General features: G+C 68.0%; 24 protein-coding genes and 1 pseudogene. 13 read left to right on the forward strand and 12 right to left on the reverse strand.

From position 1 onward, the window contains the following. Positions 1-2 precede the first annotated feature (2 nt). Together FBY28_RS08360 and FBY28_RS26385 are read left to right on the forward strand one after the other, a co-directional pair. A complete protein-coding gene (locus FBY28_RS08360) occupies positions 3-587 on the forward strand; it encodes a 5-formyltetrahydrofolate cyclo-ligase (protein ID WP_141865833.1) in 585 nt (194 codons plus the stop codon). 73 nt (positions 588-660) lie between these two features. Beyond that, positions 661-801, forward strand: a pseudogene (locus FBY28_RS26385) (FmdB family zinc ribbon protein); the annotation flags it as partial. A 14-nt stretch (positions 802-815) separates the two neighbouring features. On the opposite strand, the gene FBY28_RS26390 reads toward FBY28_RS26385, so the two are convergent. Continuing rightward, positions 816-959, reverse strand: a complete 144-nt coding sequence (locus FBY28_RS26390; protein WP_353618562.1) for a hypothetical protein — start codon at positions 957-959, stop codon at positions 816-818. 121 nt (positions 960-1,080) lie between these two features. Between FBY28_RS26390 and FBY28_RS08370 the strand changes: the two genes are divergently transcribed. Further along, on the forward strand, positions 1,081-1,728 hold the full coding sequence (locus tag FBY28_RS08370; protein WP_019510424.1) for an SAF domain-containing protein: 648 nt from the start codon (positions 1,081-1,083) through the stop codon (positions 1,726-1,728). A 72-nt stretch (positions 1,729-1,800) separates the two neighbouring features. Then, positions 1,801-2,223, forward strand: coding sequence for a large-conductance mechanosensitive channel protein MscL (mscL, locus tag FBY28_RS08375; protein ID WP_141865835.1), 423 nt, complete (start codon positions 1,801-1,803; stop codon positions 2,221-2,223). Positions 2,224-2,361: 138 nt separating this feature from the next. Here mscL and FBY28_RS08380 read toward each other — a convergent pair whose 3' ends face one another. The 7 genes from FBY28_RS08380 to rpmF all read right to left on the reverse strand — a co-directional run bounded on the left by FBY28_RS08380 (position 2,362) and on the right by rpmF (position 8,916). Then, positions 2,362-2,790, reverse strand: a complete 429-nt coding sequence (locus tag FBY28_RS08380; RefSeq protein ID WP_141865837.1) for a hypothetical protein — start codon at positions 2,788-2,790, stop codon at positions 2,362-2,364. Between the two features lie 291 nt (positions 2,791-3,081). Beyond that, positions 3,082-3,732: a porin MspA gene (mspA, locus tag FBY28_RS08385; protein ID WP_141865839.1), complete on the reverse strand. Its 651-nt coding sequence runs from the start codon at positions 3,730-3,732 to the stop codon at positions 3,082-3,084. 662 nt (positions 3,733-4,394) lie between these two features. After that, positions 4,395-4,988: a MogA/MoaB family molybdenum cofactor biosynthesis protein gene (locus FBY28_RS08390; protein ID WP_216847566.1), complete on the reverse strand. Its 594-nt coding sequence runs from the start codon at positions 4,986-4,988 to the stop codon at positions 4,395-4,397. Next, complete coding sequence (locus tag FBY28_RS08395; RefSeq protein WP_141865841.1) at positions 4,985-6,325, reverse strand: S1C family serine protease; 1,341 nt, start codon at positions 6,323-6,325, stop codon at positions 4,985-4,987. The genes FBY28_RS08390 and FBY28_RS08395 overlap by 4 nt, the downstream gene beginning before the upstream one ends. Positions 6,326-6,515: 190 nt before the next feature. Then, entirely contained in the window at positions 6,516-8,006 is a 1,491-nt protein-coding gene (locus FBY28_RS08400; RefSeq protein WP_286177865.1) for a HAMP domain-containing sensor histidine kinase, read from the reverse strand. Beyond that, positions 8,003-8,698 carry a response regulator transcription factor gene (locus FBY28_RS08405; RefSeq protein ID WP_216847567.1) on the reverse strand — a complete coding sequence of 232 codons (696 nt, stop codon included), beginning with the start codon at positions 8,696-8,698 and terminating at the stop codon, positions 8,003-8,005. Before FBY28_RS08405 ends, FBY28_RS08400 begins: the two co-directional genes overlap by 4 nt. Before the next feature lie 44 nt (positions 8,699-8,742). Then, entirely contained in the window at positions 8,743-8,916 is a 174-nt protein-coding gene (rpmF, locus tag FBY28_RS08410; RefSeq protein ID WP_023986216.1) for a 50S ribosomal protein L32, read from the reverse strand. 223 nt (positions 8,917-9,139) lie between these two features. Between rpmF and FBY28_RS08415 the strand changes: the two genes are divergently transcribed. The 7 genes from FBY28_RS08415 (at position 9,140) to FBY28_RS08445 (ending at position 18,247) form a co-directional block, all read left to right on the forward strand. Beyond that, positions 9,140-10,831: an acyclic terpene utilization AtuA family protein gene (locus tag FBY28_RS08415; protein ID WP_141865845.1), complete on the forward strand. Its 1,692-nt coding sequence runs from the start codon at positions 9,140-9,142 to the stop codon at positions 10,829-10,831. A gap of 34 nt (positions 10,832-10,865) precedes the next feature. Next, complete coding sequence (locus tag FBY28_RS08420) at positions 10,866-12,026, forward strand: acyl-CoA dehydrogenase family protein (RefSeq protein WP_141865847.1); 1,161 nt, start codon at positions 10,866-10,868, stop codon at positions 12,024-12,026. Further along, positions 12,023-13,618: an acyl-CoA carboxylase subunit beta gene (locus tag FBY28_RS08425; RefSeq protein WP_141865849.1), complete on the forward strand. Its 1,596-nt coding sequence runs from the start codon at positions 12,023-12,025 to the stop codon at positions 13,616-13,618. Before FBY28_RS08420 ends, FBY28_RS08425 begins: the two co-directional genes overlap by 4 nt. Positions 13,619-13,685: 67 nt before the next feature. Continuing rightward, a complete protein-coding gene (locus tag FBY28_RS08430; protein WP_141865850.1) occupies positions 13,686-15,650 on the forward strand; it encodes an ATP-binding protein in 1,965 nt (654 codons plus the stop codon). After that, positions 15,647-16,807, forward strand: a complete 1,161-nt coding sequence (locus tag FBY28_RS08435; protein WP_141865852.1) for an acyl-CoA dehydrogenase family protein — start codon at positions 15,647-15,649, stop codon at positions 16,805-16,807. Before FBY28_RS08430 ends, FBY28_RS08435 begins: the two co-directional genes overlap by 4 nt. 2 nt (positions 16,808-16,809) lie before the next feature. After that, a complete protein-coding gene (locus FBY28_RS08440) occupies positions 16,810-17,565 on the forward strand; it encodes an enoyl-CoA hydratase family protein (RefSeq protein WP_216847568.1) in 756 nt (251 codons plus the stop codon). 106 nt (positions 17,566-17,671) lie between these two features. Next, entirely contained in the window at positions 17,672-18,247 is a 576-nt protein-coding gene (locus tag FBY28_RS08445) for a DUF1707 SHOCT-like domain-containing protein (RefSeq protein WP_141865856.1), read from the forward strand. Between the two features lie 58 nt (positions 18,248-18,305). On the opposite strand, the gene FBY28_RS08450 is transcribed toward FBY28_RS08445, so the two are convergent. Together FBY28_RS08450 and FBY28_RS08455 are read right to left on the reverse strand one after the other, a co-directional pair. Continuing rightward, complete coding sequence (locus FBY28_RS08450; protein WP_174241573.1) at positions 18,306-20,324, reverse strand: vWA domain-containing protein; 2,019 nt, start codon at positions 20,322-20,324, stop codon at positions 18,306-18,308. After that, positions 20,317-21,708 carry a sigma 54-interacting transcriptional regulator gene (locus FBY28_RS08455; protein ID WP_141865860.1) on the reverse strand — a complete coding sequence of 464 codons (1,392 nt, stop codon included), beginning with the start codon at positions 21,706-21,708 and terminating at the stop codon, positions 20,317-20,319. Before FBY28_RS08455 ends, FBY28_RS08450 begins: the two co-directional genes overlap by 8 nt. A gap of 94 nt (positions 21,709-21,802) precedes the next feature. Here FBY28_RS08455 and FBY28_RS08460 point away from each other — a divergent pair, with 94 nt between their 5' ends. Both FBY28_RS08460 and FBY28_RS08465 read left to right on the forward strand, forming a co-directional pair. Further along, entirely contained in the window at positions 21,803-22,810 is a 1,008-nt protein-coding gene (locus FBY28_RS08460; RefSeq protein ID WP_174241574.1) for an alpha/beta hydrolase, read from the forward strand. Between the two features lie 169 nt (positions 22,811-22,979). Further along, complete coding sequence (locus FBY28_RS08465) at positions 22,980-23,849, forward strand: PDDEXK-like endonuclease domain-containing protein (protein WP_141865864.1); 870 nt, start codon at positions 22,980-22,982, stop codon at positions 23,847-23,849. Between the two features lie 20 nt (positions 23,850-23,869). On the opposite strand, the gene purH is transcribed toward FBY28_RS08465, so the two are convergent. Then, positions 23,870-25,441, reverse strand: a complete 1,572-nt coding sequence (gene purH / locus FBY28_RS08470; protein ID WP_141865867.1) for a bifunctional phosphoribosylaminoimidazolecarboxamide formyltransferase/IMP cyclohydrolase — start codon at positions 25,439-25,441, stop codon at positions 23,870-23,872. Beyond that, positions 25,438-26,070 (reverse strand): phosphoribosylglycinamide formyltransferase, encoded by a 633-nt coding sequence (purN, locus tag FBY28_RS08475; RefSeq protein ID WP_286177866.1) that lies wholly within the window; start codon positions 26,068-26,070, stop codon positions 25,438-25,440. Before purN ends, purH begins: the two co-directional genes overlap by 4 nt. Positions 26,071-26,072 lie beyond the last annotated feature (2 nt).

Genomic DNA, 26,072 nt, shown 5'->3' on the forward strand with positions numbered 1-26,072 from the left:
AGGTGGCAATCCTGACGAAACCGGACTTGCGACGACAGATCTCGGCGGCTCGCCGCGCACTGCCTGCCGCGGTCCGTGAGCGCGAAACACGGTCACTGCAAACGCACATGGCGCAGTTGACCGCGGATGTCGAGACCATCGCCGCTTATATCCCGGTCGGTTCGGAACCGGGTGCCGCTGCCGATGCGGTACCACTGCTCGACGGTCTGCCCGGCCTGCGCATCCTGCTGCCGATCGCCCGTGCCGGGCAGCCGATGCAGTGGGCCGTGTACCACCGCGACGCGCTGGTGCCTGCGCCGTTCGGCCTCCGCGAACCGGCACCGCCCTGGCTCGCCCCCGAGACGATCGCGCAGGCCGACCTGGTGGTGGTCCCCGCGCTCGCCGTTGCCCGCGACGGCACCAGACTGGGCCGTGGCGCGGGTTTCTATGACCGGGCGCTACACCTTGCCGACCCGACGGCCGCACTGGTCGCGGTAGTGCGTGACGACGAGCTGCTCGACACCATCCCCGCCGAATCGCACGATGTCCCCGTGACGCACGCCCTGACGCCCGGCGGTGGACTCATACCGTTGGGTCATCGGGAATGACCGGGGCCACATAGCGGTTTTGGCACTTGGGCCGGTAGAGTGCCAATCAGTTTTACTGTCTCGGAGGGTTGTCGTGCCTACCTATTCCTATGCGTGTACCGAGTGTGACAATCGGTTCGACGTGGTTCAGGCGTTCAGTGATGATGCGCTGACCGCGTGCCCGAAGTGCAACGGACGGCTGCGCAAGCTGTTCGGCAAGGTCGGCGTGGTCTTCAAGGGCAGCGGCTTCTATCGCACCGACAGCCGCGACTCGTCCAAGTCATCGAGCTCGAGCTCCAAGAGCAGCAGCAGCGAGAGCTCATCAAGCAGCTCGTCGGACTCCGGTTCGTCCTCGAGCTCGTCCTCGAGCTCCCCGTCGGGCACGTCGTCCACGAGCACGTCATCGTCGAGTTCGTCTACCCCGGCGGCCGCCTCCAGCTGATCCCGCAGGGGTTATCCACAGGCCCACCGGTGCGCTCTTCCGCCGTCTGCCCCACCGTCTTAGCGTGGCCGGATGGGGGAATCGCTCGATCCGACGGTCCTGACGCGGATGCGCGCCGCGCTACGGCCCGACTGGACGCGGACCGTCGCCGCACGGCGCACGGCGGCCGGGATGCTGGTGGTCTTGGCCGCGGTGCTCGCCCTGCGCCCAGATCCAGCCGGTGAGCGCATCGATGTGGTCATCGCCGCGGCCGATCTGGCACCCGGTTCCCCGCTGGCCGCCGGCGATCTGACGGTCGAGTCCCGGCTGACGGCCACCGTGCCCGACGGTGCGCAGACCGATATCGGTGATGTCGTCGGCGCGCACCTGACCGCACCGGCGCGCCGCGGTGAGGTGCTCACCGACGTCCGACTGCTGGGCACGCGCCTCACCGAGGCCACGGCCGGTCCCGACGCGCGGGTCGTGCCCATACCGCTGTCCGACGCGGCCGTGGTCGAGCTGATCCGCCCCGGTGACATCCTCGACGTGCTGGCCGCACCCGACTCCGGCTCCCCACCTGAGCTGATCGCCACCCGTGCCGTGGTCGCGATGGTGTCCGCCGAGGCCGACGGACCGTCCCCGGGAACACAGCGCGTCGTCATGGTGGTGTTGCCCCGCCAGGCCGCCACGGCGGTGGCCGGTGCCGCGCTCACCGGACACCTCACCGTGACGTTCCACTGATCCACCACCGCACCGTGCACTGCCATACTGTTTGCGGAAACTGGCTCAACGAACTGCTGGAAGGGTCCCCGCATGCTCAAGGGTTTCAAGGAGTTCCTGCTCCGCGGCAATATCATCGACCTCTCGACCGCGGTCGTCATCGGTACCGCGTTCACCGGATTGGTCACCGCGTTCACCGACAGCATCATCCAACCGCTGATCGACCGGATCGGCGCCGGCGGCGACTCCGATTACGGCATCCTGCGCATCCCCATCGGCGGCAATCAGACCATCGATCTGAACGTGCTGTTGTCGGCGACCATCAACTTCGTCCTGATCGCCGCCGTGGTGTACTTCGTGATCGTGCTGCCGTTCAGCAGGTTCCGGAAAGAGAAGGAAGAGACCGTCGAGGCCGAGGTGGTGCTGCTGACCGAGATCCGCGATCTGCTGGCCCAGCGCCCGGGGCCGACGGCCGAACAACGCCTGGATCCCGACTCGCCCAGGCCGACCGTCTGACGAAGCCCCACTCGTGGAGAATGCCCGACCGGATACCGGTCGGGCATTCTTGCGTCTGGAGTCGTACTGCGAATGCAGAGAACCCCGCCTTGCCGGAAACCGGCGAGGCGGGGTTCTCTATGTCAGTGCGGTGACGACCTACTGCAGGCCGCGGCCGGTGGCGCCGGGGGCACGCACCAGCGAGCACTGCGGGCCGGTGTTGGCGCCGTTGAAGAACGAGGCGTTCCACGGGCTGGAAGGGTTCACGTTGATCGAGATCCAGCCGTTCGAGCCGACCTCCGAAGGACCCTTCTCGTCGACCGTCTGCTTGGGGGTGTTGCCATCCGGCACGTACACCGACGCGGTGCTCAGGGTGCCCGCGCTGGTCTCGCACCGCTTGGCCGCCGCGGTGGCTGCCGACTGCGGCGAGGACACGATGCCCTGTGATCCGATCTCGGTCGGGGCGGGCCCGGTGTCATCATCGGCGATAGCGGTACCTGCCCCGAAGGTCAGTAGTGCGCAGGATGCGGCAAATGCACCGAGGCCGACGATTCCGGCCTTCTTGACGCGATCAATGGCTTCGGCCATCAGTGAAACACCTTCCATTTCCGAGACACGCACGGACTGTGGCCCGAGCCGTTAATTGCAATAAGAGAATAGCAGGCAAACCCCCGTCGCGCTTGCCGAACAAGCACCCAACACAGCGCGGGAATGCGGCTGGCGTGTAACGCTGCGGATGCCGAAACATCAAGTCGCCAAAACGATTTCACCAGCCGCACGGCCCAGGCGACGGATCCGGCCGCAACGGCTGGTCGTCGAAAATGAAGATCGGCCCCCGGTATACACCGGGGGCCGATCGTCAGCGTGAGAGAACGAACGTCAGTTCATGTTCCACGGTTCACCGTAGGTGGTGACGCTGTCGCCCAGGCTCGAGACCAGTCGAGCAAACGGACGGAGCAGCACACCACCGGCGGCACCGGTGACGGTTCCGTGAGCGTTGGACACCGCGACGGCACCCTCGGGGCCGGCGACCTCGGTGGAGAAGGTCGCGACTTCCTGGATACCCGGGCCGTTGCCGAGGTCGGCGCTGATCGAGGCACCGGGCAGCAGCGGCGGGGTCGCGATCTCACCGACGAGCGGCAGGCCACCGATGCCGATGACACCGAAGCCGGGGTCACCGCTCAGGGCGACGTTGGGGGTGGTGTAGCTGAAGTTGATACCGACACCCAGCGACCACGGGAAGCCAACCTGGTAGCCCAGCTCCAGGACACCCTCGAAGTCCTCGGCACCCGGGCCGGCGACCATGTACTTGGCCTTGCCGGAGTGGAACCACTCACGGGTCAGGCGGTTGCGGTCGAGGGGGAACACACCGTTGAGGAAGGTGTCCCACTGCTGGATCGTGAGGGTGCGATCCTTGCCGTCGACGAGGCTGAGCTCGTTGTCCAGGCCTGCGTTCGAGGTGCCAGTGCTCACGAACATCGCCGCGATCGCCGCGATCATCGCGAGAAACACCCGACTGATTGTCTTCATGTTCTCCCTAAGCTGTGCCGACGGTTTTGTCCACCGTGTTGTTGATGTGCCACCCCGGCCCTAAGCCGGAACTTCACACCCCGCAAGAGCTTCATGTGACCGGAATTAGAAACTTCACATTTAGTTCTTACGGATTGCTCATCGTTGACCAGAGCAACATAACGGTGTGGCATCCACCCGGCAACGCGTACGTACAACCGATCGGACGGCGCGCGAACGGGCCGAGGAGTTTGCTGGCGTTGCGGATCACCTGCATCTTGGGCGGCGGGAAGGACGCGGCAACATAGCGCGGCCTATGTTGCTCCGCACCCGGGGGTGAATACCAAGAACGGCTGGAATCAGGACGATTCCAGCCGTTCGAGGCGAAAGTACTGCTCAGCCGTGGTGCGGCGGCACGTTGTCGCGGAGCCACCGATCACGGTCGGTGTAGTCCTCGCGCTGATCGCTGTCACGCTCATCGCGCGTCGTGCTCGGAAGTTCCTCTCCGAAGACAACGTTAACTACATCCCTCGGAGCCCGTTGCGGGCCGCTCACAGTCGGACACCCGTTGTGACCAACATCACTTTTTGGCCGGGAATTCTGTTCACCTGACCGTAACCTTCCGGACTCGAAAAGAATGCGCCCACCTGCATGATTACCCCCTGCGACCATCCACGCGAGCGTCAGATGTCCAACCGGGAGAGCTGACCGATGACCTGTACCGCGAGCGGTGAGAGCGTCGCCATGCCATCGCGAACCGCGGCCCGCGAACCGGCGATGTTGACCACCAGCGTGCTGCCCGAGATACCGGCCAGCCCGCGCGAGACCCCCGCGTCGACGATGCCCGCCGACAGGCCCGATGCCCGCAACGCCTCCGAGATGCCCAGCAGCTCGCGGTCCAGCAGGTCCACCGTGGCCTCCGGGGTCACATCACGCGGACTGACCCCGGTGCCGCCGACCGAGATGACCAGGTCGACACCCCCGATCACCGCGGTGTTGAGTGCGTTGCGGATCTCCACCTCGTCGGCGGAGACCACCACGACACCGTCGACCAGGAACCCGCTCTCCGCCAACAGCTCGGTGACCAGCGGTCCGCTGTGGTCTTCCTCATCCCCGTGTGCCGTGCGATCGTCGACGACGACGACGAGCGCGCGGCCGACCATGTCCCCTGGTTTCTCCATGCCTGTCACCGTATATCCGGCCGACGACAGCGACGCAGACAAGGTGGCCGCCAGCTCGGTCACCATTGCCGGAGCAAGGTCGATCTCGTTGGTCACTTGTCGGCCTTGCCCAGGGTCACGTCCATCGTCTGTGACCCGCCGGGACCATCGAAGGTCAAGGTCACCTTGGTGCCGGGGGCCTTGGACCGCACGGCGGCCACCAGCGCATCGGCACTGTTGATCACCCGACCGTCGACCTTGGTCACCACCACACCGCTGGGCAGTCCGGCCGCGGCGGCCGCCCCACCCTGGGTCACCTCGACGATCTTGGCGCCGTCGACGGATGCGTCGTTGCCCACCTGCACACCCAGCGAGGCATGCGAGGCGGTGCCGTTCTGCACCAGCTCATCGGCGATGCGCTTGGCCTGGTCCACCGGGATGGCAAAGCCCAGCCCGATCGAACCGCTCTGCGAGCCGCCCGAGGAGCTACCGAGCGTGGCGATCGCCGAGTTCACGCCGACCAGCTCGCCGTTCATGTTGACCAGCGCGCCGCCGGAGTTACCGGGGTTGATGGCGGCATCGGTCTGGATGGCGTCGAGCACGGTGTTCTGGTTTTTGCTGTCACCACCGGCGGCAACCGGGCGGTTGAGCGCACTGACGATACCGACGGTCACCGTGCCCTCCAGACCGAGCGGCGAACCGATCGCGACGACGTCCTGTCCGACGCGCAGGTCCGAGGACGAGCCGAGCGTGATCGGCGTCAGGTCCGAGACACCCTCGGCCCGGACCACGGCGATATCGCTGCTGGGGTCGGTGCCGACCACCCGGAACGGCGCGGTGCGGCCGTCGGCGAAGGTCACCTTGGTCTCTGCCCGTCCGCCCGGTGCGTCACCGGTGGCCACGACATGGTTGTTGGTCAGGATCAGCCCGTCGCTGGACAGGATGATGCCCGATCCCTCCTCGGAGGCCCGGCCCAGATTCGTCTCCAGTTTGACCACGCTGGGCACCACCTTGGCCGCGACCTGCTCGACCGATCCGGCCGGAACGCTGGCCGCGGGCTGGCCCGGGGTCGCTCCGCTGCTGCTGGAGAAGCTGGTGGCCGGCCGATCGGGCGTGGCCAGCACCGCGACGCCACCGCCGATACCGGCGGACACCACCGCGATCGCGAGCGCACCGGCGAGCAGACCGCCTGTGCGTGAGCGCTTCTGGCCACCGGCACCCGGTGCCTGGGCGGGCCGGTACGGGTCGTACTGCGGGCGCGGCTGCTGGCCGTGCTGCTGCTGGCCGTGCTGTTGCGACTGCTGCGGATGGGCTTGCCGTGCGTAACGCCAGTCATAGGGCTGTGTGTAGCCACCGGCGTATCCGGTGGCCCGCCCCTCGTAACCGGACTCGTATCCACTCGGGCCGCTACCCGCTTGGGACGGAGGCGGGGTGTACCTCGGGTGGTTCGTCATAGGTCTGGTCGCTCTCTCTACTCAGCGGATCAGTTACTTCGTACAACGCGTTACGCACGCTCACAGTGCCGAACTGGGCTGAGAATCCACTTAGAGAAGTACCCGGTGGTCCCCTATGAATTCGCACAGAATTCCCCCGCGGATCGCCCGCGCCGTCAATTGTGGGTCGCGGCGGCGGCACGGTCCACGATCAGTCCCCGCGTGTCGCCGCAGGCGCCATCGCACCGACGGCGTCGTCACCGTCGGGCAGCACCCGCCGGCCCGGAAGCACGATCCTGACCGTGGTCCCCGTCGGGTCACCTCCGGGGACCGCCTCTTCGACACCGATCGTGCCGCCGTGCTTGAGAACCACCTGTTTGACGATGGCCAGCCCCAGCCCCGATCCCGGCATCGCGCGCGCCGACGTGGACCGATAGAACCGCTCGAAGACCAGGTCCCGCTCGTGCGGCGGGATGCCCGGGCCGAAGTCGGTGATGGCCAGTTCGGCATGCACCGCGTCGCGCTGCCACAGCCGCACCACCACCCGGCCGTCGGTCGGGCTCCATTTGGCGGCGTTGTCGAGCACGTTGAGTACCGCCCGCGAGAGTCCCGCGGGATCGCCGTCGACCTGCCAGTCGATCAATTGCACGTCGAACTCGATATCGTTGCGGCGCCGCCTGACTCGCTCCAATGCGCGGTCCACGACGTCGGGCAGATCCACCTTCTCCCGCACCGTCACGCCGGCATCGTCGCGGGTCAGGTCGACGAGATCGCCCACCAGAGTGGACAGCTCCTCGATCTGGGCGATCACATCGGCCTGCAGTTCGGCCATCTCACCGTCGGGTAAGCGCGGCGCCCCGGGCGCCATGGCCGCCATGAGCAGCTCGACATTGGTGCGCAGCGAGGTCAACGGCGTGCGCAGCTCGTGGCCGGCGTCGGTGACCAATCGCGCCTGGCGCTCCCGGGATTCGGCCAGTGCCCGCAGCATCATGTTGAACGAATGGGTCAATCGGGCCAGTTCGTCGGTGCCGACCACCGGGATCGGACGAAGGTCATCGGTGCGCGCCACCCGCTCGGCCGCCCTGGTCAGCCGGGCCACCGGGCGAAGTCCGGCGCGGGCCACCATGCCACCGGCGATGGCGGCGACCGCCATGCCCGAGGCACCGATGATCGCCAGCGCCGTGCCCAGCCGATTCAGTAGGGCGATCGTGGCCGCCAGGCTCTTGGAGATCAGCAACGAGTTTCCGTCGGCCAGGTGCACCGCAAGAACCCGCTGGTTGTTGGTGGTGCGCAGCGACATCAGCAGCTCACCTTGGACGACGGCCTTCTCGGGAGCACCGAGCGGCAGCGTCTGACCCTGCTGGTTGGCGGTGTAGATGTAGCGGCCGGGGCTCACCAGCATCGCGTTCACGTCGGAGTAGGCGGTGCCCTCGATCGCCTTGCCCGGATCGGCGGCCAGCGAGCCGCTTTCGATGAGCAGCTGGGCGCGGCTGTGCAACTGGGTGTCGATATCGTCGTAGACCGATCGCGACACCACGGCATACACGGCGACGGCCATCAGCACGACGACCATGGCCACCATCGACATCGCCAGCAGCATCACCCGCCAGCGCAACGAGACGGTGCTGACATTGCGGCTGTAGCGCCGCTGCGTGGACTGCCCGGAATCCCGGCCCTTCGGCCGGCGCAGCCGCAGCCTCACGGCGGGGTTTCGCGCAGCACGTACCCGACACCGCGCACGGTGTGGATCAGCCGCGGCTCGCCCTCGGCCTCGGTCTTGCGGCGCAGGTAGCCGACATAGACCTCAAGGGCGTTGCCCGAGGTCGGGAAGTCGAAGCCCCAGACCTCTTCCAGGATCCGGCTGCGGGTGAGCACCCGCCGGGGATTGGCGATGAGCATCTCCAGCAGCGAGAACTCGGTGCGGGTCAGGCTGATCGACCGGTCCCCCCGGGTGACCTCGCGGGTCACCGGGTCCAGGCTCAGATCGGAGAAGGTCAGCGCCCGGTTGTCGGCGGTCTCCTCGGGGGTGGCGCGGCGGCGCAGCAGCGCACGCATCCGGGCCAGCAGCTCCTCGAGCGCGAACGGTTTGGGCAGGTAGTCGTCGGCCCCGGCATCGAGTCCGGCCACCCGCTCGGACACCGAGTCGCGAGCGGTCAGCACGAGGATCGGCATATCGTCACCGGTGCTGCGTAGATGTCTGCATACCTCGAGGCCGTCGAGCCTCGGCATCATGACATCGAGAACAACAGCGTCGGGGCGATCGCTGGAAATGGCCTCGAGGGCCTCGACACCGTCCTGGGCGAGATCTACGGCGTAACCATTGAACGACAGCGACCGGCGCAGTGATTCACGCACAGCGCGGTCATCGTCGACGACAAGAATGCGCACAGCCACAGTGTCATCCCTCCATCTGAGAGCGACCTGAGAGGCGCGCCGACCTACTTACGGTCGAGGTCGACCAGGCCCAGGCGCGCGGCCTTGAGCAGGCGACGCGGCACCTTGCGCTGCTGGCCGGCGACGGACACGGTGACCAGGCCGGTAGCCTCGGCCTTCCACTGCGCGCGGCGGCTACGGGTGTTCGAGCGCGACATCCGGCGCTTGGGCACAGCCATGATCGAGATCTCCTCTTGCGGGGTTTCCGCCGCGCAGTAAACAGCGACGGCAATGTGCACCACAGAATAGCCCGCACCGCCGGATGCCTCCAAACCGCCGAACGCGCGGCCCCCGCTGGGCAAGACTGGACCGCGGCGACGGATCCCGCCCAACCCCTTGACGCGATACCGTCGGTACCGGTTAACCTACTGACCGGTTGGTCGGAATTCGATGGGAGTGTGGGTGGCCTCGGAAGCGGTACGGATCGGCAACTGCTCGGGCTTCTACGGGGACCGGATGTCGGCCATGGGCGAGATGCTCGTGGGCGGCGAACTCGACTACCTGACCGGCGACTACCTCGCCGAACTCACCATGCTCATCCTGGCCCGCGACCGTGCCCGCAACGCCGATCTGGGTTACGCCAAGACCTTCCTCCGCCAGCTGGAGAACAACCTCGGGCTGGCGATGGACCGCGGGGTGAAGATCGTCGCCAACGCCGGCGGACTCAACCCGGCGGGCCTGGCGGCCGCCGTCCGTGAGCTCGCCGGCCGGCTCGGACTCACCGTCGACGTCGCGCACGTCGAGGGTGACGATCTGGTGGCGCGCGCCGACGAACTCGGGTTCGGGTCTCCCCTTTCGGCCAACGCGTACCTGGGGGCCTGGGGCATCGTCGAATGCCTGAACGCCGGTGCCGACATCGTCGTGACGGGCCGGGTCACCGATGCCTCCGTCATCGTCGGCCCGGCCGCCGCCCACTTCGGCTGGTCACCCACCGACTACGACGCGCTGGCCGGTGCCGTCGCCGCGGGCCACATCATCGAATGCGGCACCCAGGCCACCGGTGGCAACTACGCCTTCTTCCCGCCCGATCTCGACCACCCGGGCTTCCCCATCGCTGAGATCGGTGCCGACGGCTCGTCGATCATCACCAAACATCCCGGCACGGGCGGACTGGTCGACACCGGCACCGTCACCGCCCAACTGCTCTACGAGATCACCGGGGCGCGGTACGCCAACCCCGACGTCACGTTGCGCATGGATTCGGTGACGCTGCAGCAGGACGGGCCCGACCGGGTGCGGGTCTGCGGTGTGCGCGGCGAGGCCCCGCCGCCGACGCTGAAGGTGTCGCTCAACAGCATCGGCGGGTTCCGCAACGCGACGACGTTCGTGCTCACCGGCCTGGACATCGAGGCCAAGGCCGCACTGGTGCGCCGTCAGCTCGAAGACGCCTTGACAACCCGCCCGGCCGAACTGGAGTGGACGCTGGCGCGCACCGACCATGCCGATGCCGACACCGAGGAGACCGCCAGCGCCCTGCTGCACTGCGTGGTCCGCGACCCCGACCCGGCCGTGGTCGGCCGCCAATTCTCTTCCGCAGGAGTCGAACTCGCGCTGTCCAGCTATCCGGGCTTCACCGCGACCGCTCCCCCCGGCGACGGTCAGGTGTACGGATTGTTCACCCCCGGATACGTCGCAGCCGGTGCGGTCCCCCACATCGCGGTGCACGGCGACGGCACCCGCGTCGACATCGCGCCGGCGGCCGACACCCGCGAGCTGACACCGGTGGAGCAACCAGTCCTGCCGGACCCGCCGGACGGGGGCCCGACGGTGCGAATACCGTTGGGCCGCATCGCCGGAGCGCGCAGCGGCGACAAGGGCGGATCGGCGAATGTCGGCATCTGGGTGCACACCGACGAGGCCTGGGCCTGGCTGGCGCACTTTCTGACCGTCGATGCGTTACGCGAGCTGCTACCCGAAACTTACGCCCTGCCGGTCACCCGGCATCTGCTGCCCAATCTGCGCGCCGTCAACTTCGTCATCGAGGACATCCTCGGCCGAGGCGTCGCCTACCAGGCACGGTTCGATCCCCAGGCCAAGGGTCTCGGCGAATGGCTGAGATCCCGATATGTCGACATCCCGGAAAGGCTGTTGTGATGCGCGCGAGGCACGAGCGAGGGAGCGCCCAGTGATGAGGACGAGCATCTGGAATGCGCCCGAACGCGAGGACCTGCGAAAGACGGTGCGGGCGTTCGCCGAGCGCGAGATCCTGCCGCATGTCGACGAATGGGAACGCGCCGGCGAACTGCCCCGCGAACTGCACCTGGCGGCAGGTGCCGCGGGACTGCTCGGCGCCCCCTACCCGGAATCGGTGGGCGGCGGGGGTGGTGACAGCGCCGACGCCGTGATCATCTGTGAGGAACTGCATCAGGCCGGCGTCCCCGGCGGCGTGTTCGCCTCGCTGTTCACCTGTGGCATCTCGGTACCGCACATGATCGCCTCGGGCGACCAGCGCCTCATCGACACCTATGTGCGCCCCACCCTGCGCGGCGAGCTCATCGGGTCGCTGGCCATCACCGAACCCGGCGGCGGCTCCGATGTCGGGCATCTGACGACGAAAGCGGTCCGGGACGGCGCAGGAAACGGGGCGTTCATCGTCAACGGCGCCAAGACCTACATCACCTCCGGTGTCCGCGCCGACTATGTGGTGACCGCGGTGCGTACCGGCGGCCCGGGCGCGGCGGGGGTGTCGCTGCTGGTGGTCGACAAGGAGTCCGAGGGCTTCGTGGTCAGCCGCAAGCTGGAGAAGATGGGCTGGCGGTCCAGTGACACCGCCGAACTGTCCTACACCGACGTGCGGGTACCCGCCGAGAATCTGGTCGGCGCCGAGAACAGCGGGTTCCCTCAGATCGCCGGCGCGTTCGTCAGTGAGCGCGTCGGTCTCGCCGCGCAGGCCTACGCCAGTGCGCAGCGCTGCCTGGACCTGACGGTGCAGTGGTGCCGGGACCGCGAGACGTTCGGGCGGCCGCTGATCTCCCGGCAGGCCGTGCAGAACACGCTGGCCGACATGGCCCGCCGGATCGACGTGGCACGGGTCTACACGCACCAGCTGGTCGAGCGCGAGATGGCCGGTGAGGCCAATCTGATCACCGAGGTGTGCTTCGCCAAGAACACCGCCGTGGAGGCCGGCGAGTGGGTGGCCAATCAGGCCGTCCAATTGTTCGGCGGGATGGGCTATATGGCCGAATCGGAGGTGGAACGCCAATACCGCGATATGCGCATCATCGGCATCGGCGGCGGCACCACCGAGATCCTGACCTCGCTGGCCGCCAAGACGCTGGGATTCCAATGACCCGCCTGAAGTCGACCCTGGACCCACGCTCGTCGGCCTACACCGAGGCCGCCGACGCGATGGTGACCAAGCTGACCGAACTGGCCGCAGAACACGAGCGCAGCCTCGCCGGCGGCGGCCCCAAGTACGTCGACCGTCACCATGCCCGCGGCAAACTCACCGCGCGGGAACGCGTCGAACTGCTGGTCGACCCCGACTCCCCATTCCTTGAGCTGAGCCCGTTGGCCGCCTGGGGCAGCGATTTCACCGTCGGCGCCAGCGTCGTCACGGGTATCGGGGCCGTCGAAGGCGTCGAATGCCTGATCGTCGCCAACGATCCGACGGTCAAGGGCGGCACCAGCAATCCCTGGACGCTGAAGAAGATCCTGCGCGCCAATCAGATCGCGATCCAGAACCGGCTACCGGTGATCTCGCTCGTCGAGTCCGGCGGCGCGGACCTGCCCACCCAGAAGGAGATCTTCATCCCGGGCGGGCAGATGTTCCGTGACCTGACCCGGCTCTCGGCGGCCGGCATCCCGACCGTCGCGCTGGTGTTCGGCAACTCCACCGCCGGCGGCGCCTACGTCCCCGGCATGTCCGATCACGTGGTGATGATCCGGGACCGCTCCAAGGTGTTCCTGGCCGGCCCGCCGCTGGTCAAGATGGCCACCGGCGAGGAATCCGATGACGAATCCCTCGGCGGAGCCGAGATGCACGCGCGCACATCGGGTCTGGGCGATTATCTGGCCAACGACGAGCTGGACGCCATCCGGATCGGAAGGCGCATCGTCGCGCGGCTGAACTGGCGCAAGCAGGGCCCCCCACCTCTACCGGTGCGCGAACCCGAGTACGACGCCGAGGAACTGCTCGGCATCGTCGGCGCCGACCTGCGCATCCCCTTCGACCCGCGTGATGTGATCGCCCGCATCGTCGACGGTTCGGACTTCGACGAGTTCAAGCCGCTGTACGGGTCGTCACTGGTCACCGGGTGGGCGACGCTCTACGGCTACCCGGTCGGCATCCTGGCCAACGCCCGCGGCGTGCTGTTCTCCGAGGAATCCCAGAAGGCAACCCAGTTCATCCAGTTGGCCAACCGATCCGACACCCCGCTGCTGTTCCTGCACAACACCACCGGCTACATGGTGGGCAGGGCGTACGAGGAGGGCGGGATGATCAAGCACGGATCGATGATGATCAACGCCGTCTCCAATTCGACGGTGCCGCACATCTCCCTGCTGATCGGCGCCTCCTACGGCGCGGGCCATTACGGCATGTGCGGGCGCGCCTATGATCCCCGCTTCCTGTTCGCCTGGCCGAGTTCCAAGTCCGCGGTGATGGGCGGAACCCAGCTCGCCGGGGTGCTCTCGATTGTCAGTCGGGCCGCCGCCGAGGCCCGCGGTCAGCAGGTCGACGAGGCCGCCGATGCCGCACTGCGCGCGGCGGTCGAGGCGCAGATCGAGGCCGAGTCGCTGCCGATGTTCCTGTCCGGGCGCCTCTATGACGACGGTGTGATCGACCCGCGCGATACCCGCACCGTGCTGGGAATGTGCCTGTCCGCCATCGCCAGTGGACCGATCGAGGGGACGTCGAACTTCGGCGTCTTCAGGATGTGACTGCGATTTCGGCGCGCTCACGTTCGCTCAGCGAGCGTCAGCGCGCCCAAATCGCGGAGGGAGTTCGATGATCAGCAGAGTTCTCGTCGCCAACCGTGGTGAGATCGCCCGCCGGGTGTTCAGCACCTGCCGTCGTCTCGGTATCGGCACCGTCGCGGTCTACACCGATCCCGACGCCGGCGCCCCGCACGTCGCCGAGGCCGACTTCCGGGTCCGGCTCGAGGGCCGCAACGGCTATCTGGACAGCGCCCAGCTCATCGCGGCGGCGCGTGCCGCCGGCGCCGACGCGGTACATCCCGGTTACGGGTTCCTCTCGGAGAACCCCGATTTCGCGGCCGCGGTGGCCGACGCCGGTCTGACCTGGATCGGGCCGCCGGTGGCCGCCGTGCAGGCCATGGGCTCCAAGATCGAGGCCAAGAAGCTGATGGCCGCGGCGGGCGTGCCGGTGCTGGCCGAACTGGATCCGGACACCGTCACCGCCGACCAGTTGCCCGTTCTGATCAAGGCGTCCGCCGGTGGTGGCGGCCGCGGTATGCGGGTGGTCCGGGAGCTGTCCGACCTGCCCGCCGAGGTCGCCGCGGCGCAGCGCGAGGCGCAGTCGGCGTTCGGGGATCCGACCGTCTTTTGCGAGCGCTACCTGGCCGCCGGTCACCACATCGAGGTACAGGTGATGGCCGACCGGCACGGCACCGTGTGGGCGGTCGGGGAACGCGAGTGCTCCATCCAGCGCAGGCATCAGAAGGTCATCGAAGAGGCACCATCGCCCCTGGTGGAACGGACTCCGGGCATGCGCGACAGGCTCTTCGAAGCCGCCCGCTTGGCCGCCGAGGCGATCGGCTACACCGGTGCGGGAACCGTCGAGTTCATGGCCAGCTCTGATCCGGGGGCCGATGGCGACTTCTACTTCCTGGAGATGAACACCCGCCTGCAGGTGGAGCACCCGGTCACCGAGGAGACCACCGGCCTGGACCTGGTGGCACTGCAGATCGACGTCGCCGACGGCATCCGCCTCGATGACCGCCCGCCTGCCACCCGTGGACACTCGATCGAGGCGCGGCTCTACGCCGAGGACCCGGCCAAGGACTGGCAACCACAGGCCGGAACGCTGCACCGGTTCGCCGTCCCGGCCGCCCGCACCGAATTCGGCACCCTCGGCCGCACCGGGGTTCGGCTGGACTCCGGCGTGGTCGACGGATCGGTCATCTCGGTGTTCTACGACCCGATGCTGGCCAAGGTGATCTCGTTCGCCGATACCCGAGAGCGGGCCGCCGCCGCACTCGCCGAGGCGTTGGCCCGCGCCGTCGTCCACGGCCCCGGTACCAACCGTGACCTGCTGGTCAACGTGTTGCGACACCCGGCATTCCTTACCGGGGACACCGACACCGCGTTCTTCGACACCCACGGCCTCGACCGATTGGCAGCGGCCCAGGACATCACCGCGCCGTCGGCGCTGGCCGCCGCGCTCGCCGACGCCGCGCACAACCGTGCCACGGCAACGGCATTCGGACCCGCGCCGAGCGGATGGCGCAACCTGTTCTCCGGGTATCAGACGCGCGCCTTCCGCGATGCCGACGACCGGGAGCACCTGGTCCGCTATCGGATCGGACGCGACGGTGTCGAGGTGCCCGACGGCGATGATGTCACGGTGGTGTCCACCAGCCCTGGGCGAGTGGTGTTGTCGGTCAACGGCGTCGAAGAGTCCTTCACGGTGGCGCGTTACGGCACAGCGGTTTTCGTCGATTCGCCGCGCGGTGCCGTCCGGCTCACCAGCGTCCCCCGATTCCCCGATCCGGACTCGGCGGTGGCACACGGATCGCTGCTGGCACCGATGCCGGGCTCGGTGGTCCGCGTCGGTGCGGCGGCCGGTGATGCCGTGACCGCCGGGCAGCCGTTGATCTGGCTAGAGGCCATGAAGATGGAGCACACGATCGCCGCACCGAGCGACGGTGTGCTCGCCGAATTGAACGTACAGGCAGGCCAGCAGGTCGAGGTCGGCACGGTGCTGGCCCGAATAGAAGGAGAACAGTCATGACCGGCTTCATCGAAACCGAGGAGCAGCAGGCGCTGCGCAAGGCCGTCGCTGCGATGGCCGCCAACTACGGCCAGGACTACTACCTGGAGAAGGCGCGGGCCGGCCAGCACACCGACGAACTGTGGTCCGAGGCAGGCAAACTGGGCTTCATCGGGGTCAACCTTCCCGAAGAGTACGGCGGCGGTGGGGCAGGCATGTACGAGCTGTCGATGGTGATGGAGGAGATGTCGGCGGGCGGTTGTCCGCTGTTGATGATGGTGGTCTCCCCCGCCATCAACGGCACGATCATCAGTAAGTTCGGTACCGAAGAACAGAAGAAGCACTGGGTCACCGGTATCGCCGACGGGTCGATCACCATGGCCTTCGCCATCACCGAACCCGACGCCGGTTCCAACAGCCACAAGATCACCACCACCGCCCGCCGTGACGGCAGCGACTGGATCCTCTCGGGTCAGAAGGTGTACATCTCCGGCGTCGATCAGGCCCAGGCCATCCTGGTGGTCGGCCGCACCGAGGACCACAAGACCGGCAACCTGAAACCCGCCCTGTTCGTGGTGCCGACCGACACCCCCGGCCTGTCCTGGACCAAGATCGACATGGAGATCCTGAGCCCGGAATACCAGTTCCAGGTCTTCCTCGACGAGGTGCGTCTGCCCGCCGACGCGCTCGTCGGCTCCGAGGATGCCGCCATCGCGCAGCTGTTCGCCGGTCTCAACCCCGAGCGCATCATGGGCGCGGCCAGTGCGGTCGGGATGGGTCGTTTCGCGATCAACAAGGCCACCGAGTACGTCAAGACCCGCCAGGTGTGGAAGACCCCGATCGGCGCGCACCAGGGCATCGCACATCCGTTGGCCCAGAACCACATCGAGATCGAACTCGCGAAGCTGATGATGCAGAAGGCCGCGGCGCTCTATGACAGCGGCGACGATTTCGGTGCCGCCGAGTCGGCGAACATGGCCAAGTACGCCGCCGGTGAGGCATCGGTACGCGCGGTCGATCAGGCCGTGCAGTCCCTCGGCGGAAACGGACTGACCAAGGAGTACGGCATCGCCTCGGTGCTGACCGCCTCCCGACTGGCGCGTATCGCGCCGGTCAGCCGGGAGATGATCCTCAACTTCGTCGCGCAGACCTCGCTGGGTCTGCCCCGGTCCTACTGACCATGCCGGTCGATTACACGGTCGAGGGCCGGATCGCCCGCCTGACGCTGAACTCCCCGCACAACCACAACGCGCTGTCCACCGCGCTGGTCGAACAGTTGCATCAGGGGTTCGCCGACGCGGCGGCCGCCGATGTCCGCGCGGTGGTGTTGGGCCACACCGGTCCGACGTTCTGCGCGGGCGCCGACCTGTCCGAGGCAGCCGGCCGAGAACCGGGGGATGTGGCGGTCGACCGGGCCCGCGAGATGACCCGCCTGCTGCGCGCGATCCTGGAGTTGCCGGTCCCGGTGATCGCCGCGGTCGACGGGAACGTGCGGGCCGGCGGCATGGGTGTGGTCGGCGCCTGCGATATCGCGGTGGCCGGACCCGCGAGCTCCTTCGCCCTCACCGAGGCGCGGATCGGGGTGGCTCCGTCGATCATCTCGCTGACCCTGCTGCCGAAGCTGACCGCCCGCGCCGCGGGCCGCTACTTCGTCACCGGCGAGAAGTTCGGGCCGGCGGAGGCCGCCAGGATCGGGCTCATCACCGCGGCCGCCGATGACGTCGCCGCGACGGTCGCCGATCTCACCGCGAGCATCGCCAAAGCTTCGCCGCAGGGGCTTGCCGCATCCAAGGCGCTCACCACCGCGTCGGTGCTGGCCGGCTTCGACGAACGTGCCGAGGAACTCACCGAGCAATCGGCACGGCTGTTCGTATCCGAGGAGGCGCACGAAGGCATGCTCGCTTTCCTGCAGAAACGCCGGCCGTCCTGGACGTGAGGGGGTAGCTGTCGTTTGCCAGCCGGGCGTCCGAGCGGCGATGTTTGCCGTAACAGTTTTGCCCACGCGCTTGCATTCGCGAGTATGAGTCGTAGGCTCGTCTGCGATGAGCACCTCAGCCGCCGAACCTGGCTCGACCCGAGCCGGCGATGCCGAGCGGGCGCAGGCTGCCCAGCTTCTCACCGACGCCGCCGCCCAGGGCCGGCTCAGCGTCGAAGAGTACGAGCAGCGGCTGGCCAAGGCCTATGCAGCCAAGACACACGGTGAGCTCGCCCGACTCTCGTCCGATCTGCCGGACTTCGCCACCACCGCACAGTGCGGACCCCGCCGGCCGGCGCCATCGACCCTGCTCTTGGCCATCCTGAGCGGGTTCGAACGCCGTGGCCGCTGGAACGTCCCGAAGCGTCTGACGTCCTTCGCGCTGTTCGGCGGCGGTGTCATCGATCTGCGCTACGCCGACTTCACCTCACCCGATGTGGACATCCACACGATCTCCATCTTCGGCGGTCAGACGATCCTGGTGCCGCCGGAGGTCAACGTCGCGGTCCGTGGGCACGCCGTGATGGGCTCGTTCGACCATGTCGGCGAACCGGGGACACCCGGCGCGCCGTGCGTGACCATCCGTGGGTTCTCGCTGTGGGGCAGCGTCGGCGTCAAGCGCAAGAAACGCAAGAACAGCTGAGCATCATTTGCTGAAAAGCGCGCTTCCGCGACGCTTGTTTTGCTGAACAGCGCAACGATCAGCGGCGCCGCGCGCGCAGATAGTCGCCGACCACCGCCGCGCCGAGCCCGTCGAGATCGGGCACCACGACACGGCCGCCGACCCGGCGGGCCACCTGATCGATGAACCGGGCCAAACCCGGGTCGCTGCCGAGCCGGAAGATCGTCAACTGCGCGCCCAGGGCAGCGAGATCGTCGAAACCCTTCACCGTCAGTCCGATCGTGCGCGGGTGCGGCGGGTAGTAGAAGAACGCCTCGGCGCCGTCACCGAAATCCTCAAGATGCGCCGTCGGCTCCCCGTCGGTGACCACCAGCACGACCGGCTGGGCGTTGGGGTGCTTACGCAGGTGCCGGGCCGCCAAGGCCAGCGCGTGGTGCAGGTTGGTGCCCTGGTCGCGCACCCCCTCCAGGGCCGTCAGCTCGGCGGCGCTGACGGTGCGCGCGTGCCGGCCGAACGCGATGATCTCCAGCGCATCGGAGCGGAACCGCGTGCTCACCAGATGGTTGAGCGCCAGCGCGGTGCGCTTCATCGGCAACCACCGGTTCTCCATGACCATCGAGAAGCTGGTGTCCACCAGCAGGGCGACGGCGGACTGGGTGCGGGTCTCGGTCTCCGAGATCTCGACATCCTCGACACCGATCCGCACCGGGCCGTCGATATGCCCGGCTCCGGGTCGGCGTTGGATGTCTCTGGTCGCCGCCGTGCGGAGCACGTCGTTCGTGGCCGCCGTGCGGAGCACGGCATTAGTGATCGTGCGGGTGACATTCCACGGCTCGGTGTCCCCGAACGCCCACGGGCGGGTCGCCCCGGTCAGCTCACCGGCCGCACCGGCGCGGCGCGTCTCGCGCTCACCGTGCCTGCCCGAGAGCCGCTGGGCGACATCGCGCAGCGCTGTCTGCCCGAGCTGGCGCATCGCCTTCGGCGACAGCCGGAACTGACCGTCGGAGCCACGGTCCAGGAAACCCTGTTCGGTGAGCGCACGTTCCAGATCGGCCAGAGTGCGGGCGTTGACGGCGGCCTCGTCACCGAGCTGGCGGGCCAGCATGTCCAGATCGACATCCTCCATGGTGGCCCCGGCATAGCCCTGCGAGAGCTGTTCGGCCAGCTGTTCCAGCTCGGCGATATCGGCGAGCGCCTGCGCACCCTGACCCATGCCCAGCGGATCGTCACCACGGAATTCCTGCGAACCGTTCCAATCCTCGCCGGGGCGGGCGGCCTGCAGGTTGGCGTCCAGCCGGCTCAGCGCATTCATCAACGACGGCGATCCGAAGGCCTGCTGGGCCAAGGCATCCAGCTCGGCGCGCTGGGATTCGGACAGGCTGTTGCGGAACCGTTGGGCGGCCGCGGAGCGCTTGGCCAACGAATCCATCAGCTCGTCGACATTGCGCGGGTTCTCCGGGAAGTGCTGACCGTGCTCGGCCATGAACTTCTCGAAGTCCTCGTCGGTGTCCTCTCCCCTGGCGTGCTTTTCCAGCAGATCGTTGAGGTCGTCGAGCATCTTGTTGATGGCGGCGCGGTCGTCGTCGGTGGCGTTCTGCAGCGCGTCCTTCATCCCGGCGAACCGCTGGTCGAGCATCTCGCGGCCGAGCAGATCCTTGATCTGGTCGTACTTCTGCCGGGCCTCGGCCGAGCGCCAGTTGTAGTCGGCGAGTTCCTGGACGGCCTTGGCCGGCGACGGCGACAGCGCCTCCATCTGCATCTCACCGAACCGGGCGTCGTCGTCGAGGGCGCGGGCCAGTTCCTTGCGCTCGGCCAGCACGGCCTCGTCGAGCAACTTCTTGACCTCGGCGAGGGTGCCGTCGAGGTTGTTGCGCTGCAACAGTTCCCGGCGCCGCCGGTGAGCCTCGGCGGCCAGCTTGTCCGCGCCCGGCATGGAGGCGGTACCGCGGCGCATCAGTTCCTGCAGCGCCCGTCGCGGCGACGCGCCGGACATCACGTCCTCACCGATCTGGTCCAGCGCCTCGCGCAGATCAACCGGCGGGGCCAGCGGATCTGGCCCGCCGGTGTAGCGCGAATACCGCGAATTATGTTTAGCCATAGACGGTTTCACCATCATCGGAGGTCTTGTCGATCCGCTTGGCCAGATACAGGCCTTCCAGCGCCAGCTCCACCGCGGCGGCGCGCTGCCCCTCGGTGCGAGCATCGAGGCGTTCGGCGATCTGGTCGATCACCTCCAGCTCCGGCAGCGCAGCGAGCACGTCCTTGGCGCTCACCCGCTCACCGGTGGTCACCGGTGAGCCCGTTTCGACCGCGGCGACCAACGGCCCGACGTCCAGTCCGCCGAGCGCCCTGGCCGCGGTGTCGGCGGTGGCGCGGCGCAGCAGGTGCTCCATCACCGCCTGCTCGCGGCCCTCCTCGCCGGACTCGAATTCGAGCTTTCCGCGCAGCACGTCGATGACGGTGCCAAGGTCGACGACGCGGGCCACCGGATCCTGCTCACCGAGGATGGCGGCGCGGTGCCGCGCCGAGGCGGCGACGGTCTCGGCCGCGGCGATGGCGAACCGGGCCGACACCCCCGAACGCTGGTCCACGGCCGTGGACTCGCGCAGCGCCCTGGCGAACCGGGCGACGACGGCGAGCAGGTACTCGGGGACCTCGGCGCTCAGGTGTGCCTCTTGGGCGATGACGGCGACCTCGGCGTCGAGTTCCAGCGGGTAGTGGGTACGGATCTCGGCGCCGAACCGGTCCTTGAGCGGGGTGATGATGCGGCCGCGGTTGGTGTAGTCCTCGGGGTTGGCGCTGGCGACCACCAGGACGTCCAGCGGCAGCCGCAGGGTGTACCCGCGCACCTGGATGTCGCGCTCCTCCATCACGTTGAGCATGGACACCTGGATACGCTCGGCCAGGTCGGGCAGTTCGTTGACGGCGACGATGCCGCGGTGTGCGCGCGGGATGAGGCCGTAGGCAATGGTTTCCGGGTCCCCGAGACTGCGTCCCTCGGCCACCTTGATCGGGTCGATATCACCGACCAGGTCGGCGACGCTGGTGTCGGGGGTGGCCAGCTTCTCGGTGTAGCGCTCGCTGCGGTGTACCCAGGCGACCGGCAGATCGTCACCGGAGGTGGCGGCGCGCCGGATCTGCTCCGGCGTGATCGGCGAGTATGGGTGCTCGTGCAGTTCGGAGCCCTCGATCACCGGGGTCCATTCGTCGAGCAAGCCGACCAGCGAGCGCAGCAGCCGGGTCTTGCCCTGCCCGCGCTCGCCGAGCAGGACGAAATCGTGGCCGGCGATCAGGGCACGTTCGACCTGCGGCAGCACCGTGTCCTCGAATCCGAACAGACCGGGCCAGATCGCGGTGCCCTCTTCCCCGTCGGCCAACCGGGCCAGCAGGTTGGCCCGGATCTCGTCCTTGATCCCGCGCTCGACGTGGCCGGAGGCGCGCAGTTCGCCGAGAGTGCGGGGCAAGTCGTTAGGTGATGTCACGACCTCCACGCTACGACTGCTGTCGACCGCAGGCATGGTCACCGGGCGAATGCCGGTTTTCGCTTGCCGCGAACTACCCGGTACCCTCGGTACCGTGAACTTGCTCGAATGGCACGACCGGCCGATGACGACGCACTTCGGGCCGGCGTCTTGGCAGTCGCGGGTGCTGGGTGTGCTGACCGCGCTGACGCTTCGCCCCGTGCTCGGGTTGTCCACCCTGATCGGCCTGCTGGTCAACCGCATCTGGCCGGCCGGCCTGCAACGGGCACATCTCGACGTCATCGACCGGCCGCTGCGGGCGATCTCCGCGCTGCCCGGCACCACGGTCACCCGCGAGGCGCTGCCGCACTGCCCGGCCGAATGGGTCAACGCGCCCGCCGCCGGCACGTCCACCGATCTGATCATCTACTTTCACGGTTCGGCGCTGGTCACCCTCGGGCTGAACTCGCATCGCCGGTTCGTCTCCAAACTGTCGGCCGCCACCGGAGCCAAGGTGCTCAATGTCGGTTACCGCCTGGCACCCCAGGCCACGATCGAAGAGGCCGTCGAGGACGGGGTGGATGCCTACCGGCGCGCCTTGGATCTCGGCTTCGCGCCGAGCCGCATCGTGTTCGCCGGCGACTCGGCGGGCGGTCTCATCGCGGCCGACACCGCGCTGGCCGTGCGCGACGCCGGGCTCCCGGTGCCGGCCGGGCAGATCCTGTTGTCGGCGTTGACCTCTGCCGATATGGATCTGAAGTATCAGGCCCTCAAACAACATCGGGATGTGCTCTTCCCGTTCATGACGGTCAAGTTCATCTACGACGTCTTCGCGACGGTGAACGGCACCCGCCCGGTGCCGATCATGCCCGCCGAGGCCAACGCGAAAGGCCTGGGCCCGTTCCTGTTGCAGATCGGCACCAACGAGATGCTGCGCAACGACACCTTCGTGCTGGCCGATCAGCTCAAGGCCGCCGGGGTGCCGGTCTGGGTTCAGGTGTGGGACAAGGCCATGCACATGTTCCAGCTGACCTTCGATGTCAACCCCGACGCCCGCCGCGCCATCGACGAGATCGCCTCATTCGTCGAACACGTCACCGCCGAGGCCAGCAAAGCGGCCTGACCTCCGGCGCCCAGTGGCCACTTATTGCACGCATTCTCGGCGGAACCGTGTCACAAGTGGCCACTGAGCCATGAGTCGGCTGTCCACAATCGCGCCTTCGTCCACAGTCAACGCATTCCCGGTGAGCTGAGCGACCTGCGGCGTCGTCTACCCACGCGACCCTGCACCCATGGTTGCTTTCTTGGGCAACGAGGCCCTGAACACCGGCACCCTGAGTCGTCGCGCACTACGACACCACCGGTCCCTCTATCGCAATGTCTACCTGACTCCCGGTGCGACCCTCACCGCCGAGACGCGGGCCCACGCCGCCTGGCTCTGGTCACAACGCAAGGGCATCCTCGGCGGTTTGTCCGCCTCCGCGTGGTACGGCACACGGTGGATAGACCCGGCGACACCGGCCGAATTGTTCCGCGTCAACGGAAAACCCGTCAGTGGAATCCTGATCCATCGCGATGCGCTCCTCGTCGGCGAATACCGGACCGTTCGTGGGATCACGGTGACCTCACCGGCGCGGACGGCCTTCGATCTCGGGAGACGGAGGGGCCGGTTGCGGGCGGTCGAGCAGGTCGACGCCTTGGCGAACCGGACCGGCGTCACCCCGCAGCAGATTCTCGTGCTGGCCGAGGAACACCCGGGCGTGCGCGGGCTCGTCCAACTTCGGCAGGTGTTGCAGGTCATGGACGGCGGTGCCGAGTCCCCACAGGAGACCAGGACGCGGCTGGTGCTCGTCGACGCCGGCTTACCCAAGCCGCGCACGCAGATCGAGGTGTATCCCTACCGGCTCGACATGGGTTATGAGGAGTTCAAGGTCGGCGTGGAGTACGACGGCGAACAACACTGGCAAGACCCGAGACAACATGCGCGCGATATCGACCGGCTCGCCGATCTGGCGGCCGCAGGCTGGCAGATCATTCGCGTGAGCGCCCGGATCCTTCGTCACCGACCTGAGGTCGTCGTCGAGCGCACCTGCCGGGCGTTGCGGGATGCCGGCGCCCAGTGGCCACTTATTGCACGTATTCTCGGCGGAACCGTGTCATAAGTGGCCACTCGGCCAAGGACCTAGTGTGCGAAGTGCCGGGCCCCGGTCAGGTACAGGGTGATCCCGGCGGCCGTCGCGGCGGCGGTCACCTCGTCGTCACGCACCGAACCACCCGGGTGCACAACCGCTTTCACCCCGGCATCGATCAGTGTCTGCAACCCGTCGGGGAACGGGAAGAACGCGTCGGAGGAGGCCACCGCGCCCTGGGTGCGCTCCCCCGCCCGCTCGACTGCCAGCCGGGCGGCGTCCACCCGGTTGACCTGACCCATCCCGACCCCGACGGTGGCGCCGTCCTTGGCGATCACGATGGCATTGGACTTCACCGCCCGGCCGGCCCGCCAGGCGAAGACCAGATCGGCCAGCGTCGCGGGATCGGCGGCCGCACCGGTGGCCAGGGTCCAGTTGTTCGGATCGTCGCCCTCGGCATCGAGGGCATCGCGCTGCTGGACCAGCAGACCACCGCTGATCGGGCGCAACTCGGTGGCGGTGCCCTCGGGTTCACCCGCGACCAGGATGCGGATGTTCTTCTTCTTGGACAGCACCTCGACCGCGCCGGGCTCGTAGGCCGGCGCGACGATCACCTCGGTGAAGATATCGGCCACCGTCTCGGCCATCTCGACGCTCACGGTGGTGTTGGTGGCGATCACCCCGCCGAACGCCGAGAGCGGATCGCAGGCGTGAGCCTTGGCGTGCGCGTCGGCGACCGATGTCGTCGACACCGCGATGCCACACGGGTTGGCGTGCTTGATGATCGCCACACAGGTCTGCTCGTGGTCGAACGCCGCCCGCCATGCCGCATCGGCATCGGTGTAGTTGTTGTAGGACATCTCCTTGCCGTGCAGCTGCTCGGCCTGGGCCAGACCCGGCCAGGCCGAGTCGTCCCGGTAGAGGGCCGCGCGCTGATGGGGGTTCTCGCCGTACCGCAGCACCGCGGTGCGCCGCGAGGTCGAGCCGACCCAGCGCGGGAGCGCGGACGCATCCGCCGTGCCTTCTTCGGGGGACAGCACCGAGACCATCCAGCTCGCCACCGCGACGTCGTATTCGGCGGTGTGCTGGAAGGCCAACGCGGCCAGCTTCTTGCGTTCGGGCAGGGTGAAGCCGCCGTCGCGGACTGCGGCCAGCACCCCGTCATAGCCGAGCGGGTCGACCACGACGGCCACGCTCGGGTGGTTCTTGGCCGCGGCACGCACCATCGACGGGCCGCCGATGTCGATCTGCTCGACACACTCGTCGGGCGCCGCGCCGGAGGCCACCGTCTCGCTGAACGGGTACAGGTTCACCACCACCAGCTCGAACGGGGCGATCCCCAACTCGGCCAGCGCACTCTCGTGCTCTGGCTTGCGCAGGTCGGCGAGCAGACCGGCGTGCACCTTGGGGTGCAGCGTCTTGACCCGGCCGTCGAGCACCTCGGGGAAGCCGGTGACGTCCTCGACCGGGGTCACCGGAACACCGGCGTCGGCAATGGTTTTCGCGGTCGAGCCCGTCGAGACGATGCTCACCCCCGCGGCGTGCAGCCCACGGGCGAGGTCGGCCAGACCGGTCTTGTCGTACACACTGATCAACGCCCGCCGAATCGGCTTACGTTCGCTCATCCCAGGATTGCCTTTCGTCCGCTCCAGGTCAGGCCGCGCGTCGCCAGCGCGGCCAGCACGTCCACCAACAACGCCCGTTCGGCGGTCTTGATGCGCTCGTGCAAGGTCTCTTCGGTGTCATCGTCGCGTACCGGTACCGCCTGCTGCGCCAGGATCGGCCCGGTGTCCACGCCGGAGTCCACCAGGTGCACGGTGCACCCGCTCACCCGCACCCCGTGCTCCAGGGCGTCGGCGACGGCGTGTGCGCCGGGAAAGGCGGGCAGCAATGCCGGATGGGTGTTGACCACCCGGCCGTGGAAGCGCTGCAGGAATTGCGGTCCCAGGATCTTCATGAACCCGGCGCTGACCACCAGATCGGGCTCGTGCTCGGCGACGGCCTCGGTGAGCGCGGCATCCCAGGCGCTTCTGTCGGCATGATCGGCGACGCGCAGCCGGAACGACGGGAGTCCGGCGTCCTCGGCAATCTCAAGCGCCCGGCAGGTGCGGTCGGTCCCGACCGCGACCACGCGCGCCGGGTAGTCGCCGACCGCGGCCGCCACCAGTGCTTCGAGCAGGGAACCGGTGCCCGATGCCAGCACCACCAGCCGAGCCGGTGCGCTGGGCGGCACTCGGAACGGTGGCTGCGGCACGC

The organism is Arthrobacter sp. SLBN-53 (genome assembly GCF_006715585.1).
GTDB lineage: Bacteria > Actinomycetota > Actinomycetes > Mycobacteriales > Mycobacteriaceae > Mycobacterium > Mycobacterium neoaurum_A.